15 protein-coding genes are annotated in these 13,101 nt (G+C 70.0%); 10 read left to right on the top strand and 5 right to left on the bottom strand.

Annotation, left to right across the window (positions count from 1 at the left end):
* Positions 1–53: 53 nt before the first annotated feature.
* The 3 genes from IFE19_RS13840 (at position 54) to nadC (ending at position 3,329) form a co-directional block, all read left to right on the top strand.
* Complete coding sequence (locus IFE19_RS13840; protein WP_207823211.1) at positions 54–902, top strand: metalloprotease; 849 nt, start codon at positions 54–56, stop codon at positions 900–902.
* 4 nt (positions 903–906) lie between these two features.
* On the top strand, positions 907–2,454 hold the full coding sequence (locus tag IFE19_RS13835) for an L-aspartate oxidase (protein ID WP_207823209.1): 1,548 nt from the start codon (positions 907–909) through the stop codon (positions 2,452–2,454).
* A gap of 62 nt (positions 2,455–2,516) precedes the next feature.
* On the top strand, positions 2,517–3,329 hold the full coding sequence (nadC, locus tag IFE19_RS13830) for a carboxylating nicotinate-nucleotide diphosphorylase (protein ID WP_207827658.1): 813 nt from the start codon (positions 2,517–2,519) through the stop codon (positions 3,327–3,329).
* On the opposite strand, the gene IFE19_RS13825 is transcribed toward nadC, so the two are convergent.
* Positions 3,283–4,431 (bottom strand): acyltransferase family protein, encoded by a 1,149-nt coding sequence (locus IFE19_RS13825; RefSeq protein ID WP_207823207.1) that lies wholly within the window; start codon positions 4,429–4,431, stop codon positions 3,283–3,285. The genes nadC and IFE19_RS13825 overlap by 47 nt on opposite strands.
* A gap of 107 nt (positions 4,432–4,538) precedes the next feature.
* Between IFE19_RS13825 and IFE19_RS13820 the strand changes: the two genes are divergently transcribed.
* Positions 4,539–4,748, top strand: a complete 210-nt coding sequence (locus IFE19_RS13820; RefSeq protein ID WP_207823204.1) for a hypothetical protein — start codon at positions 4,539–4,541, stop codon at positions 4,746–4,748.
* Positions 4,749–4,760: 12 nt separating this feature from the next.
* On the opposite strand, the gene IFE19_RS13815 is transcribed toward IFE19_RS13820, so the two are convergent.
* Positions 4,761–5,843, bottom strand: coding sequence for a cell wall hydrolase (locus IFE19_RS13815; RefSeq protein WP_225910291.1), 1,083 nt, complete (start codon positions 5,841–5,843; stop codon positions 4,761–4,763).
* Between the two features lie 365 nt (positions 5,844–6,208).
* On the opposite strand from IFE19_RS13815, the gene IFE19_RS13810 reads away from it, so the two are divergent.
* Together IFE19_RS13810 and IFE19_RS13805 are read left to right on the top strand one after the other, a co-directional pair.
* On the top strand, positions 6,209–6,409 hold the full coding sequence (locus IFE19_RS13810; protein WP_207823203.1) for a hypothetical protein: 201 nt from the start codon (positions 6,209–6,211) through the stop codon (positions 6,407–6,409).
* Positions 6,410–6,646: 237 nt separating this feature from the next.
* Entirely contained in the window at positions 6,647–7,009 is a 363-nt protein-coding gene (locus IFE19_RS13805; protein ID WP_207823201.1) for a DUF6481 family protein, read from the top strand.
* Between the two features lie 37 nt (positions 7,010–7,046).
* Here the strand turns inward: IFE19_RS13805 and IFE19_RS13800 are convergent, their stop codons facing one another.
* Positions 7,047–7,319 (bottom strand): hypothetical protein, encoded by a 273-nt coding sequence (locus IFE19_RS13800; RefSeq protein ID WP_207823199.1) that lies wholly within the window; start codon positions 7,317–7,319, stop codon positions 7,047–7,049.
* 245 nt (positions 7,320–7,564) lie between these two features.
* Between IFE19_RS13800 and IFE19_RS13795 the strand changes: the two genes are divergently transcribed.
* Entirely contained in the window at positions 7,565–8,044 is a 480-nt protein-coding gene (locus IFE19_RS13795) for a Dps family protein (protein ID WP_207823198.1), read from the top strand.
* 101 nt (positions 8,045–8,145) lie between these two features.
* Positions 8,146–9,330: a cell wall hydrolase gene (locus tag IFE19_RS13790; protein ID WP_207823196.1), complete on the top strand. Its 1,185-nt coding sequence runs from the start codon at positions 8,146–8,148 to the stop codon at positions 9,328–9,330.
* A gap of 19 nt (positions 9,331–9,349) precedes the next feature.
* Here IFE19_RS13790 and IFE19_RS13785 read toward each other — a convergent pair whose 3' ends face one another.
* Both IFE19_RS13785 and IFE19_RS13780 read right to left on the bottom strand, forming a co-directional pair.
* Positions 9,350–9,820 carry a hypothetical protein gene (locus IFE19_RS13785; protein WP_207823194.1) on the bottom strand — a complete coding sequence of 157 codons (471 nt, stop codon included), beginning with the start codon at positions 9,818–9,820 and terminating at the stop codon, positions 9,350–9,352.
* A 60-nt stretch (positions 9,821–9,880) separates the two neighbouring features.
* Positions 9,881–10,942 (bottom strand): hypothetical protein, encoded by a 1,062-nt coding sequence (locus IFE19_RS13780; protein ID WP_207823191.1) that lies wholly within the window; start codon positions 10,940–10,942, stop codon positions 9,881–9,883.
* A gap of 138 nt (positions 10,943–11,080) precedes the next feature.
* On the opposite strand from IFE19_RS13780, the gene IFE19_RS13775 reads away from it, so the two are divergent.
* Positions 11,081–11,776 carry a response regulator gene (locus IFE19_RS13775; RefSeq protein WP_207823189.1) on the top strand — a complete coding sequence of 232 codons (696 nt, stop codon included), beginning with the start codon at positions 11,081–11,083 and terminating at the stop codon, positions 11,774–11,776.
* The gene (locus IFE19_RS17915; protein WP_207823187.1) at positions 11,773–13,089 is read left to right on the top strand and encodes a sensor histidine kinase; all 1,317 of its coding nucleotides are present in this window, start codon (positions 11,773–11,775) and stop codon (positions 13,087–13,089) included. Before IFE19_RS13775 ends, IFE19_RS17915 begins: the two co-directional genes overlap by 4 nt.
* The last annotated feature ends 12 nt before the right edge of the window (positions 13,090–13,101 follow it).

Raw genomic sequence — 13,101 nt, 5'->3', positions numbered from 1 at the left:
CTGCGGCGATGCGGCCCGTTGCGGGCCGCGCGCGGCAAGCCCAGTTCGACGCGATGAGCGATACCGACCAAACCACACGCCGTCCCGGTCCCTGGGACCTGCCGCCCGAACAGGCCTCGCCAGAGCCCGCGCCTGTCCGCAAATCCGCGCCGCAAGAGGACAAGGGTCAGCATCCGGGCTGGGCCATCGCCTCGACCCTGCTGATGGCGGGCTTCCTGTGGTGGATCACGCAAAGTATCGTGGTGGCGGGCGGCGTCCTGTTCGGCCTGTTCGTCCACGAATACGGGCACGTTCTGGCGATGAACCGCCTCGGCATGGGCCCGGCGCGCATCTACATCATCCCCTTCCTCGGCGGCATGGCCAAGGCGCAGCGTGAGCCGAAAAGCGAGTGGCACGGGGTGCTGGTGTCGCTGGCGGGACCGGCCTTCGGCCTGATCGCCATGATCCCCTTCGTCGCGGCGGGACTGTGGCTGCGCTCGCCCGAGTGGCTGATGGCGGCCTTCTTCATCGCCATGATCAATCTGGTGAACCTGTTGCCGGCGCCGCCGCTGGACGGTTCGAAAGCGCTCGGCCCGGTGCTGACGCGGGTGCATCCGCGTCTGGAGCAGATCGCGCTTCTGGCTGTCGGCGGTCTGGCGGTCTGGTGGGGGCTGTCCACCGGACGGCTGATCCTGGCCGTCTTCCTCGGCATCGCCGTGATCAGCCATCTGAAGCGCGGCGTCTGGCGCGCGGCCTGGGGGCGGCTGAGCTGGCCCGAGGCGGGCCGCAGCCTGGCCCTCTATCTGGCGACGGCGGCCGTCTGTGCCGCGGCGGCTGTCGGCGCCCTGCTGCCCTTGACCGGCGGGGCGGTCGAGCCGGCCTTCGACATGGGCCTGAGATTCATCGGCGTGGGAGGCCGTTAGAGGCATGGCGCGTATCCGGCATGAGGGGCCGCTGATCATCGGCGGCGGTCTGGCGGGGCTGTCGGCCGCGCTGGAGGCCGCGCCGGCGAAGGCTCTGGTCGTCACGCCGGAGCCTTTGCTCAACGCCTGTTCCTCGGCCTGGGCGCAGGGCGGTCTGGCGGCGGCCCTGTCGCCCAAGGACAGCGCCGTGCTGCACGCCAGGGACACCGAGGGCGCGGGGGCCGGGCTGGTCGAGCCCGAGGCGGCGCGGGCCTTGACCGAGCGTGGACGCGAGACGGTGGAGTGGCTGGCCTCGCTGGGCGCGCCCTTTGACCGCGACGAGGCGGGCGGCTTCTCCGTCTCGCTGGAGGCGGCGCACAGCCTGCCGCGCGTGGCGCGGGTCGGCGGCGACGGGGCCGGGCGGGCCATCCTGTCGGCGGTGGTGGCCGCCGCGCGCGCTTCCAAACACATCGAGATCTGGGAAGACGGGCGGCTGCGCGGCCTGATCCAGGATGTGAACGGCCGGGTGCGCGGCGCCCTGATCGAGCGGGCTGGCGGTCGAGTGGACGAGGTCTTCGCCCCCGCCGTGGTCCTGGCCACCGGCGGGATCGGCGGCCTCTATGAGGTGACGACCAACCCCTCGGCCCTGCGCGGCGAGGGGCTGGCCTTGGCCTATGCGGCGGGCGCCGAAGTCCTCGATCCCGAGTTCGTGCAGTTCCACCCCACCGCCATCGACGTGGGGCTGGACCCGGCGCCGCTGGCGACCGAGGCCCTGCGCGGCGAGGGGGCGCGTCTGATCGACGGGACCGGCGCCTTCCTGCTGGGCGAAGACGAAGACGCCGACCTGGCGCCGCGAGACATCGTGGCGCGGGCGGTTCATGCGGCGCGGGCCGACGGGCGCGGCGCGTTTCTGGATGCGACCAGGGCGGTGGGCGAGGCCTTCCCGCACGAGTTTCCAGCGGTGTTTTCCGCCTGCATGCGCGCCGGGCTGGACCCGCGCGTCAGCCCCATTCCGGTGGCGGCGGCGGCCCACTACCACATGGGCGGCGTCGTCGCTGACGACGAGGGGCGGACGACGGTGACGGGTCTCTACGCCATTGGCGAATGCGCGGCGACCGGGGTGCATGGCGCCAACCGTCTGGCCTCCAACTCCCTGCTGGAAGCGGGCGCCTTTGGGCGGCGTGCGGGGCGGGCGGCGGCGAAGGAAGCGCAGCCGCCGAAGGCTACGCTGAAGCCCGCGCGGGCGTCGCAGGACCTGCCGCCGGAAGCCATGGCCGAACTGCGCGCCGCCATGACCCGCTTCGCGGGCGTGGTGCGCGACGAGGAAGGGCTGAGCGCTCTGATCGCGGTCATCGACCGGCTGGCCAAGGCGCATCCCAAGGCCGTGGTCCTGACCGCCGCGCGGTTGATCGCGGAGGGGGCGCTGAACCGGCGCGAGAGCCGAGGCGGGCATTTCCGCGCCGACTATCCCGACAGCCTGCCGACAGCGGAACATACGCGGATGCGGCTGACGCTCGCCCACGACGACGAGGCCGAGGCGGCGGTGCTTGCTGCTCTGGCCGCCACCATCTGATTTCAAAGGACGCCTGCGTGACCCGAACCCTGCCGGACCTGCTGATCGAGCCCGTCGTGCGGATGGCCCTGGCCGAGGATCTGGGCCGCGTCGGCGACGTGACGGCCCAGGCCTGCATCCCCGAGGACGCCCGCTTCAGCGCCGTCTTCGCCGCGCGTCAGGCGGGGGTGATGGCGTGCGGGGCCGTGGTGCGGATCGCCGTCCATGCGATGGACCCGCGCGCGACGGTGACCCTGAAGGTCGCCGACGGCGAGGCCTTCGAGGCCGGGACCGTGCTGGTCGCGGTCGAGGCCAACGCCCGCGCCCTGCTGGCGGCCGAACGCACCGCGCTGAACCTGCTGGGCCGGATGTGCGGCATCGCCACCCTGACCCGGACCTATGTGCAGGCGGTGGCGGGGACCAGCGCCCGCATAGCCGATACCCGCAAGACCACGCCGGGCCTGCGCGCGCTGGAGAAGCACGCGGTGGCCTGCGGCGGCGGTCTGAACCACCGCTTCGGTCTGGATGACGCCATTCTGATCAAGGACAACCACGTGGCCGTCTGCGGCGGGGCGGGCGAGGCGGTGCGCCGCGCCAAGGCCTTCGCCCCCCACCTGATGAAGGTCGAGGTCGAGGTCGACAGTCTGGATCAGCTGGACGAGGTGCTGCCCGAACGCCCCGACGTCATTATGCTCGACAACTTCAGCCTGGCCGATCTGGAAGAGGCCGTGCGCCGGGTGCGCGCCAGCGCCCTTGGCCCGGTGGTGCTGGAGGCCTCAGGCGGGGTCAATCTGACGACCGTGGCGGGGATCGCCGCGACCGGCGTGGATGTGATCTCGGTCGGCGCCCTTACGCACTCTGTTCCGCAGCTGGACGTGGGTCTGGACGCGAGCTGACGGGGCGGGCGAACCACTTGCGGCCGATCCACTTCTGGATCGGCTCGTCGATGAAGCGGTTGTAGAGGTCCGAGGCGATCAGGGTGAAGACCAGGGCGCCGAACCACATGGCCCAGGCCTCCCAGGCCACGCTCTCGACCGCCGGGTGCAGGCGGGCGGCCAGAGGCTCGACCACGTCGAACCAGACGGCCCCGGTGATGGTATGGACCATGAACAGGCAGAAGCTGACCTTGGCGCCCCATTCGGCGCCGGGGATGGGCCGGGTGACCGGCGAGGCGCCGCAGCCGATGATGATGGCGCAGATGGCCAGCACATTGATCAGGTCCGGTCCGACCATGAAGGCGTTGGCCAGCAGAACGGCGCCGCCGCCGAAGCCGACGATGCGTGCGGACTTGTCCGTCCAGCGGCCGGTCTGAACCGCGCGCGCCAGCGCCAGTCCGACGAGGAACAGCGGCGCGGCGCGGAACATGCACCACTGGAAGGGCAGGCTGAATTGCTGCTCGCCCAGCAGGGCCAGACTGAGTGCGTTCGAGCCGACGATGATGGCGATGGCCAGGCCCAGGCTGATCCAGACGCTGTTGAGCCGCAGCATGGCGCGCCACAGCATGGGGAAGAAGGCGTAGCAGATCAGCAGGGTCGATATGGTCCAGCTGGGGATGTTCCAGTGACCGCCGCCCAGACCGAAGGCGTGCAGCAGAAAGATCTGGGCGGGCAGACCTGCCAGATCGAAACGCCCCGCGTTGGTCGCCTGCATCCCCAGGGCGCCGGCCGTCAGGACCATGACGACCAGAATGGCCAGGGTGATCACGTGGGTGGGATAGCAGCGAGCGAAGCGCTTGAGCCAGAAGCGGCCCAGGGAGACCTTGCCGCTGGCGACGCCCGCGCCGTAGGCCTTGGCCAGGACGAAGCCCGACAGGATCAGGAAGAAGTCGGTGGCCAGATAGCCGCGCCCGAGGAAGCCGTGCATCGATTGCAGCGAGATCGGCGCCGTATCCCCGAAATGGAACACCACCACGAACAGGGCGGCGACGAACCTCAGGGCGTCGAGCGCGCCGCCACGCATCTTTGAGGCGGCGGGCGGGGCGGCGGAGGTCAGGGTCATGCGGCGCTTTCCGGGACGTCTGGGACGTTTGTCCCGTTTCTAGCAAGAAACAGGCCGGGAACGTCTGTGCGCCGGACCTCGTTTCCTTTCAGTGAAAGGAGAACGTCATGAGCAAGTCCCTCTTCGTGCCGAAGGAGCAGCGCAGCTTTGGCGATCACGGCGCACGTTCCCTGGAGGAGGCCAAGGATCGCCGCGATCTGGCCCTTGGCGTTCAATCCGGTCAACCGGGCGACGCGGACGTCAACACCCGGGAGCAGGGGCGGTTCGGCAATATGAGGCAGAACATGACGCCTCAATGGAAGACGCAGAACCGTTGAGGCGGGCCGGGATTATTCGGCCGCGCCTTCGGCGGTCGTTACGGACGAGGCGGGCTGGGCGCTGGGCGCGCTGACGCCTTCGCGGGCCAGGACCGTCGAATAGGCGACGGCGCCGCCGGTCGAACGGGCCGGTTCCGCGTTTTCCAGGCTGGCCTGCATCAGGCGCGGCGTGTCTGTGGTCGAAGGACGGGGCGTGTAGCGGAAGGATTCGCTGGAGCCTGATCGACCGCCGAAACGATAGAACAGATGGTCGCCGACCTGTCCGACCCGGACCAGGCTGTTGCGCCAGGCGGGCGCTACGCCGGTGGTGTGGAAGTGGGTGGCGTTGCCCACGGCGGCGTAGACCTGACCCGACAGGGCCTTGGACGCCACGTCGCGGGCGCGGTTCCAGGCAGCGCGGTTGACGGCGCCGCGCATGGCCCCGTTGCAGGTGAAGCTGAACTGGCATCCGGTGCTGCGGTTCGAGCCCTGATAGACGACGGCGCAGACGGTGTTGGGGAAGGCGGGGTGACGGGCGCGGTTCAGGACCACCTGGGCCACGGCCTTCATGCCGTCGACGCCTTCGCCGCGCGCTTCGTAGTAGGCGGCCTTGGTCAGGCAATCCAGATCGCGCGACTGGTCCAGGGCGCTGCCGAGGCGGAAGGGTTGAGCGGCGGGATTGGCGAGGCTGGCGCGACGCAGGCCGTTGCGGGATTCATCGAGGCGGGCGGTGAGCAACTCCGCCTGACGGTCGCGCTGGGCGGCGCCGGCGACGGAATAGGGATCGTGGCGATCAGCTATGGCCAGGGCGCTGGCGTCCAGACCGCCGGCCGCGGCGGCCATGGCTTCCTGGGTATAGCCCTCGGCGCCGGCGCCCTGCAGGCGCTCGGCCTGGGCGCGCACGGTGGAGGCCTGTGCGGCCATGCCGCCCAGATAGGCTCCGCCGACTGCGAGGCTGACCACGCCGCCGAACGCCGCGGCCGCCGTCTTGGGGCGCAGGCGAACAGACTGGGCGGCGTGCATCAGCGCACGCGTGTGCGAAGAGAAACTCAAAGGCGTAGTCCTGTTCAGCAGGGCGAGGATGCCGCCCCCGTACTCATCGAAACCAGGCGACATGACGCGTCGCGAACCAGCTCCGGACCCAGGGTCGACGAACGGCCGACCACCGGAAGGCGGGCCTTAAGCCATCGGTTTATGGCCTCAATGTGGTTGATTCGACAATTGTTATTGCGGCGCAGCAAACTGGCCGGCCTTTAGAGGTGTCGAGTTTGGTCGTGATGAATGTGGCGCGTTTTGTCTTCAGCACATCTTCTGAAATCTGTATTCGATTACAATGCGATGATTTCGATCGCCGATGGGTCGATCTGGAAACCCTATTGGCGGAGGGGTGTCTACTTTCTGGTCTGAGTCTGGACATAGATGGGAACTGTTCGCGATCAGCGGCGTTGCAAGCTCAACCATTTCAAGGAGTTCTCCGCCTGATGACCCGTATTTCGATCCGCGCCGCCGCTATTCTCGCCTTGGGAGCTTCCGCCCTGGGCCTCGCCGCCTGCGGCCACACGATCGAGCAGAAGGCGGCGACCGGCGCCATCGCCGGCGCCGTGGTGGCCGGGCCCGTCGGTGCGGCGGTAGGGGGGGCGGCCGGCGCAGCGGTCGGACATATCGACAAGCCGCACCGCTGACTGATGATCCCGGGCGTCGCTGGTTTGCGGCGCCGGAACGGCCCTTCTGCCTGTCAGGCGCCGATTTCCGCTCGAAATTGCGTGTTTGACGGCTTGAAAATGGCGGCAGAGCTTGCTTTTCGCGCTGGATTCCGCTTTGGCAGCGCGCCGGGCCGTTCGCACGTCTGCACGCCCGCCGGGTCGCCGTAAGTCGGCGTCACCCCTCAATCAGAGTTTCAAGGAAGACCGCCTCTACGCATGCGAGACCTCAAACAAACCGGCTTCAACGATCGTATCTCCGCCCAGCAGGACGCCAAGAAGGCGCTTCTGGCCAAGTTCAAGCCCAAGCCCACGGTGCAGGACCCCGAGTTCGAGAAGCTGGCTGAGAAGCGCGCCGCTGAAAAGGAAGCCCAGCGCCAGCAGTTCGAGCTGGAGAAGGCCGAGCAGCGCCGCCTGAAGGCTGAGAAGGAAGCCGCCCGTCTGGCCGCCGAAATGGCCGCCCAGGATGAAGTCGACGCCGCCAAGCGCGCCGCCCGCAAGGAGCGCAAGCAGCTGACCAAGGAAGAGCAGAAGGCCGCTCGCGACGCGCGCTATGCCGCTCGCAAGGCGCGCCAGCGCTGATAGTGATCAGCCCCGGCCTGAGCCGGGGCTGTCGCCTTTACTGATAAATCGTGCCGCCGTTGCCCAGGCAGGTTCCCGTGCGGACCTTGTCGAAGTGGGCGGTGACCGTGCCGTCCGGGAACTCGGTGACGCCTGCCCACCCGTTGTAGCAGACGCCGGTCCAGGACCCGACTTGCACGGTCTTGGTGGCGTCGCTGTAGTAGATGTAGTCGTACAGCGGCTCAGAGAGCGCCATGGCGGGCGCTGTCGCCGACAAGGTCGTCGCCGTAGCCAGCGCGATGATCGCCAGCGTCTGTTTAAAACGGGTCATTCTGCCACCTCCAGTTGTGTTGAGGGTGCAAACTCTCATGAAAAACATCGGTTTTTGAAATCGCAAGTCCGTGATCTGCCTGTTGGATCGTCGTGACCGAAACACTCATGACGCAACACGGTCGAACCTGCGGCGTTAGGTGATGGAAGTTTCCGGCCGGGCGTCGGGCGCGCCCTCTTGGATCGCGGCCCGGATTTCCTAACTGCAAGGCTGGATATTAACCCGAGACGCCAACAGGAGCCGCCATGACCGCCGCTATCGACACTGGCCTGAAGCCCAAGGAGCGCGCTGACGTGGCGCGCGAACTGTCCAAGGTCCTGGCCGACAGCTTCGCCGTCTATCAGAAGACGCATGGCTATCACTGGAACGTCCGCGGACCGGAATTCTTCAGTCTGCACAAGCTGCTGGAGCAGCAGTACAATGAAATCTGGGCCGCGCTGGACGACATCGCCGAGCGTATCCGGGCCCTTGGAGAACTGGCCCCACAGAGCGCCACGGCCTTCGCCAACCTGACCTCGATCAAGGACGGCGACCCGGAAAAAGATGCGAGCGAGATGCTCAGGGAGCTGATCAGGGACCACGGGGTGCTGATCGCCACGGCCCGCGCCGCGCTCGACGCCGCCGACGAGGTGGGCGATGAAGCCAGCGTCGATTTGATGACCCAGCGTCTGGCCGCCCATGAAAAGGCGGCGTGGATGCTGAGATCGAGTCTGGGTGATCGTTGAACGCCTCACGGAACGGTAATCTTCGGGCCTGAAAAGCGCCGGATTGGGCGGTCACTGGGATCATCCTCCGGCGTTCGTCAGCGCCGCCAATGGGACGCTGGATGCTGAAAGGCCGACTGCCGCAGCTGAAGACGACCGGACGCCGGGCTCTCGCCGCGGCGCCCATGATCATGGCCGTCAGTCTGGCGGTCATGGGCGTGGCCATGTCGGCCAGCTCCAGCCCGCGTCCCGACATCGACCGCACAGCCGAGGCCGTGGCCCGCGCCACCGGCGGCGACCTGACCCCACGCGGGCTGCAACTGGTCATGGCGCGACTGGACGCCGGACAACTGGCCCTGGCGCGTCGCTTTGATCCCGCGCTGAACCAGCCCGAGCTCTATGGCCTGACGCCGGGGTGGGAGAGCCTGTCGCTTGGCGGCAAGCCGTCGCTGGACGCGGGCGTCTCGGGCGTCGCCGCCCAGCAGCTGAACGCGGCCATGCCCACGGCCTTCGGCGCCCTGCAACCCGCCAGGCCCTTCGATCTGCGCCCCGCTACCGAGGCCGACCGCAAGCGCGCCCTGCGTTGCCTGACCCAGGCCGTCTACTACGAGGCGGCGCTCGAGCCGACCGAGGGCCAGGAGGGCGTGGCCCAGGTCGTGCTGAACCGGGTGCGTGATCCCAACTATCCGAACACGGTCTGCGGCGTCGTCTATCAGGGCGCCGAGCGGACCACCGGCTGCCAGTTCAGCTTCACCTGCGACGGGGCGCTCAGCCGCGCGCCCATCAACTGGGCCTGGAACCGCGCCGCCCGGGTGGCCGAGCGCGCCCTGGCCGGCCATGTGGCGACGCGCGTCGGCACCGCGACCCATTATCACGCCGACTACGTCCACCCCTGGTGGTCGCCGACCCTGGCCAAGATCACCCAGGTCGGGGCGCACATCTTCTATCGCTGGAAGGGCGCGCCGGGTGAAAGCGCCGCCTTCACCGACAAGTCCTCGGGGCGCGAGCCGATCATCGACGAGGCCCGCTTCGCCCGTCCGCGCATCCTGCTGGCCACCGCCGCCGACAGCGTCGAGGAGGCCCTGGCCGGCGCCGAGCCGAACCAGTTGCGCACGGTCGAGATTAACGGCCAGACCCGCGTCGTCGGCATCGCCAGCCTGGGCGGCCGCCGTCAGGCCAGCAAGGAAGAGATCGCCGCCATCAACGAGCGGCTGAAGGCCTATGAGACGCCGACCGCCGCGGTCGCGCCGCCCCCGCCCGGCGTCACCGCCATGGCGGTCGAAGAAGTGGGCAAGCCGGCGGCCTGACCGTTTCCGGGAGCCGGCTTCAGGCGAGGACCGCCCGGACTGGCTCGGGATCGGCTGAACCGGTCTTGTCGGCGCGAACCGGACGAGCCCTGGGCGCGCGCGATTGCGCTGCGGGGCGCCGTCGCAGCGAGGCCCCGATCTGACGCACCCCTTGCACCAGAGCGGCGCGCATGGCCCGGAAGCGCGCTGTGGCGCCTAGGGCGGCGGCGAGGATGAAGACGTCCAGGAAGACCGCCACGTCGAACATGCCGAACCAGAGGATCAACTCCGGTGTGAACAGGCTGAACAGACGCAGGCCCTCAAGCTCGAACAGGCCGAACAGGACCAGACCCGCCGCCCCCAGGGCCGCGTAGAAGGCGATGCGGCCGGGCGACAGGGCGTTGAGACGCCGCGCCGGGGTCTCGACCAGCAGTCTGTGCAGGGCCCGACCGAGGCCGATCGAGGGCAGGGCGGCCACCAAAAGCATGGTCACGGTCATGAAAACGAGCATCGGCCTTCCCCCTTCGGTCCGTCTGAACCTATGCGGCGAACGGCGCTATTCAAGGGGCGGTCACTGGCGCTCGGCGTAGGCCTGCCAGTCGCCTTGCAAATCCGGGACTGAGGTCGGCAATCCGTGGGCGGCGCCTTGCTCGGCCAGCCAATCCTCGAAGCCGCGCCCAGAGGCCAAGGACTGGGCGATCTCGGCGAGAATGGTCGGGCGGCTGGAGGTCTGCATCAGATAGTCGGCGAAGACACGGGTCTGGATGTAGAAGACGCGTTCCATCGCGGCGGGGCGAGGGCCGGCGCCGGCGGGGGTGAAGCTGACGCCGACTCCGCCGCTGGCCGCCACTTCGGGAGCGATGGCGACGGCGCGGGCCAGACCGGGGTGTTCGCGCGCCAGCAGGCCGGGCAGGTCCAGCAGCATGGCGCGGCCGTCGATAGGGCCGACGGCGGGAACAGTCTCACCCCGCATCAGGGCGCGGAACTGGTCGCGGCGCTGGGCGGCGGTGACGTCGTCTTCCAGCACGACGGCGGCGGCTTCGTCCAGCCAGTCGGGGCCGGGGCCGCCGTAGTGGCGCGGGGCGTCGGCGTCCGCCTCCGGTCGCTGGGGCCAGAAGGCGGCGGTGAACCACAGGTGGCCCAGCTCATGCGGCATCATGCCGGCGTCTAGCGCGGCCTGGGCCTTGGCGTCGGGGATCTGGGACAGGGCGCGGGCGACGACTTCCTCGGTCTGGGCCGGGGTCATGTTCTGCGAGGCGGCGAAGCGGCGGGTCCCCTGTTCGACCCCGCGCCGGGCCGCCTCGTCGAAGGCGCGGGGGGCGGGCCAGGGCAGGACGTGGGTGAAACCGGCCGCGGTCAGGGCCGCGCGCTGCGGGACGGGCGGGGTCGAGATCACGACATAGGGGGCGATGTCGCGGCCGAACTGGGCCGTGAACCGTGCCTCGCCCGCCCGGGCATAGCCGGCCAGCCGTTGCGCCTCCTCCGGGCTGGCGGCCAGGGCGACGCCGCGTCCCGCCTCGGCGCAGCTGAGGTCAGGCGCGGCGCCTAGGGCGCGGGCGCAGAGGGAATCAGAGGCATGAAAGAGGGCGGAGGAAGCGGCGGTCGAGGTCAGCAGTAGGACAAGGGCGAACATGGGCGTCTCCGAAGGTGGAGGATCAGGCTCGCGGGGCTCCGTATCGCCTTCGTGTCCGACGGGGCGCTTGCCGAGCGCGCCTCGACACAACAGAGATACAGAAGGGGCGGAAGGACTTGGACGAGGATTGGGGGGATCATGAGCGCGACGGCCGACATCCTGATCGTCGATGACGACGCCAGCCTGAGGGCGGCGCTGGGCGACTATCTGTCGGGCGCGGGCTACGCCGTGCGGACCGCCGACGGCGGGGCGGCGATGGACGCGCGGCTGGCCGAGGCCCTGCCTGATCTGGTCGTGCTGGACGTGATGATGCCGGGCGAGGACGGGCTGTCGATCTGTCGGCGGCTGCAGGGGCGGGCCCCGGTGCTGATGCTCAGCGCCATGGGCGAGACGACCGACCGCATCGTCGGGCTGGAGGTCGGGGCCGCCGACTATCTGCCCAAGCCGTTCGAGCCGCGCGAGTTGCTGGCCCGCATCCGCGCGGTGCTACGCCGCCCTGTCCTTGGGGAAGAGACGGCGGTCCGCGCCCTGGCCTTTGAGGGCTGGAGGCTGGAGGTCGAGGCGCGCCGCCTGACTGATCCGGCGGGGGCGTCGGTGGAGCTGACGGGGGGCGAGTTCGCCCTGCTGCTGACCTTCGTGCGCTCGGCGGGACGTATCCTCAGCCGCGACCAGATTCTGGAGAACACCCACGGGCCTCTGGCCGAGAACTTCGACCGGGCCGTCGATCTGGCGGTCAGCCGGCTGCGGCGCAAGCTGGAGCGGCCGGGGCAGGCGGCGCTGATCGAGACGGTGCGCGGGGCGGGCTATCGCTTCCGCGCGGCGGTGCGGCGGTGAGCGTCCGCACGCTTTCCATCCGAACCTTGGCGGCGGGCTTCACCGTCGCGGCCATCCTCCTGTGCCTGACGGTCGCCTTCGTCATCGCCCTGGCCTTTCCCGCCCCGCCGCCCGCGCGGGTGACGCTGGCCGAGGCGCGGGCGGCCCTGAGCGGAGAAACGGAGACGGGCTGGCGGCGTCGCGTTGTCGCCGCGCCCCCCTTCGAGGCGGCGCGCGAGGGTCAGGCTCTGGTGGCTCAGGCCGGGCTGGCGGTCCTGCTGGACGCACCGATGGCCGAGGTGCGGGTGCGGCCGCTGAGCCCCGAGCGAAGTCAAGCGGGCGGGCCTCCGTCGCGCGCGCCGTCAGAGGGGCTGAAGGCCCTGCTGGCGGGCATGGCCCTGTCGCCCGGGATGAGTTTCGCCCCCTTCGAGGCGGCGGCGCGGCAGGCGGACGGGCGTTGGACGGTCGTGACGCCGCCGTCACCGTGGCTGACGCCGCAGCGGGTGCGGATGGGGTTGGCCTTCTTGATCGCCGCCGCTGTCCTGCTGCCGCTGGCCTTGTGGGGGGCGAGACGGCTGACCGCGCCTTTTCAGAGGCTGGCCGAGGCGGCGCGCGGGGAGGGACGGGCCGAGGCCTTTGTCGGCGGGCCGCGCGAGGCGGCGGAGGCGGCGCGCGCGCTGGACGCCATGCGCGACCGGCTGGGCGAGGCCTTGAAGGAGCGCACCGCCATCATGGCCGCCGTGGCCCACGACCTGAGAACGCCGCTGACCGGCCTGCGCCTGCGGGTCGAGGGGCTGGCGGAGGGGCCGCGCGAGGCCGCGGTCGCCGACATCGCGCGGATGGAGCGGCTGATCGCCCAGCTGCTGACCTATGTGCGCGGCGAAGAGGCCCCGTGGACGCCGGAGCCGCTGGATCTGGCCGATCTGGCGCGCGAGTGCGTGGCGCGCCAGGCGGCGATGGGGCGCGATGTGACGCTGACGGCGGACGGCGAGCATCTGGTTCGCGGCGAGCGGGATCAGCTGGACCGGGCGCTGGGCAATCTGATCGACAACGCGGTGCTGTACGGCGATCGGGCCGAGTTGGTCGTGGCGTTCGATGCGGACGAGGTCGTCTGCACCATCGACGACGCCGGACCGGGCCTGCCGCCGGATCAGCTGGAGGTGGTCTTCTCGCCGTTTCGCCGCCTGGAGGCATCGCGCAGCCGCGCTACCGGCGGGGCCGGGTTGGGTCTGTCGATCAGCCGGTCGGTGGTCGAGCGCAGCGGCGGGCGCGTGGCTCTGAGCAACCGCCCGGAGGGCGGGCTGAGGGCGACGGTGCGTCTGCCTCGATTATAGAACCCGCCCCGT

The organism is Brevundimonas pondensis, from assembly GCF_017487345.1.
Taxonomy (GTDB): Bacteria; Pseudomonadota; Alphaproteobacteria; order Caulobacterales; family Caulobacteraceae; genus Brevundimonas; species Brevundimonas pondensis.
The sequence above is the reverse complement of the archived record's forward strand: the minus strand, read 5'-3'. Positions and strand labels throughout refer to the sequence as shown.

Coding starts and splice junctions, on each gene's coding strand:
- IFE19_RS13835 (WP_207823209.1), top strand. CDS start 907: ATGGCGCGTATCCGGCATGAGGGGCCGCTGATCATCGGCGGCGGTCTG.
- IFE19_RS13795 (WP_207823198.1), top strand. CDS start 7,565: ATGACCGCCGCTATCGACACTGGCCTGAAGCCCAAGGAGCGCGCTGAC.
- IFE19_RS13820 (WP_207823204.1), top strand. CDS start 4,539: ATGAGCAAGTCCCTCTTCGTGCCGAAGGAGCAGCGCAGCTTTGGCGAT.
- IFE19_RS13800 (WP_207823199.1), bottom strand. CDS start 7,319: ATGACCCGTTTTAAACAGACGCTGGCGATCATCGCGCTGGCTACGGCG.
- IFE19_RS13825 (WP_207823207.1), bottom strand. CDS start 4,431: ATGACCCTGACCTCCGCCGCCCCGCCCGCCGCCTCAAAGATGCGTGGC.
- IFE19_RS13775 (WP_207823189.1), top strand. CDS start 11,081: ATGAGCGCGACGGCCGACATCCTGATCGTCGATGACGACGCCAGCCTG.
- IFE19_RS13805 (WP_207823201.1), top strand. CDS start 6,647: ATGCGAGACCTCAAACAAACCGGCTTCAACGATCGTATCTCCGCCCAG.
- IFE19_RS13780 (WP_207823191.1), bottom strand. CDS start 10,942: ATGTTCGCCCTTGTCCTACTGCTGACCTCGACCGCCGCTTCCTCCGCC.
- IFE19_RS13840 (WP_207823211.1), top strand. CDS start 54: ATGAGCGATACCGACCAAACCACACGCCGTCCCGGTCCCTGGGACCTG.
- nadC (WP_207827658.1), top strand. CDS start 2,517: ATGGCCCTGGCCGAGGATCTGGGCCGCGTCGGCGACGTGACGGCCCAG.
- IFE19_RS13785 (WP_207823194.1), bottom strand. CDS start 9,820: ATGCTCGTTTTCATGACCGTGACCATGCTTTTGGTGGCCGCCCTGCCC.
- IFE19_RS13790 (WP_207823196.1), top strand. CDS start 8,146: ATGCTGAAAGGCCGACTGCCGCAGCTGAAGACGACCGGACGCCGGGCT.
- IFE19_RS13810 (WP_207823203.1), top strand. CDS start 6,209: ATGACCCGTATTTCGATCCGCGCCGCCGCTATTCTCGCCTTGGGAGCT.
- IFE19_RS13815 (WP_225910291.1), bottom strand. CDS start 5,843: ATGTCGCCTGGTTTCGATGAGTACGGGGGCGGCATCCTCGCCCTGCTG.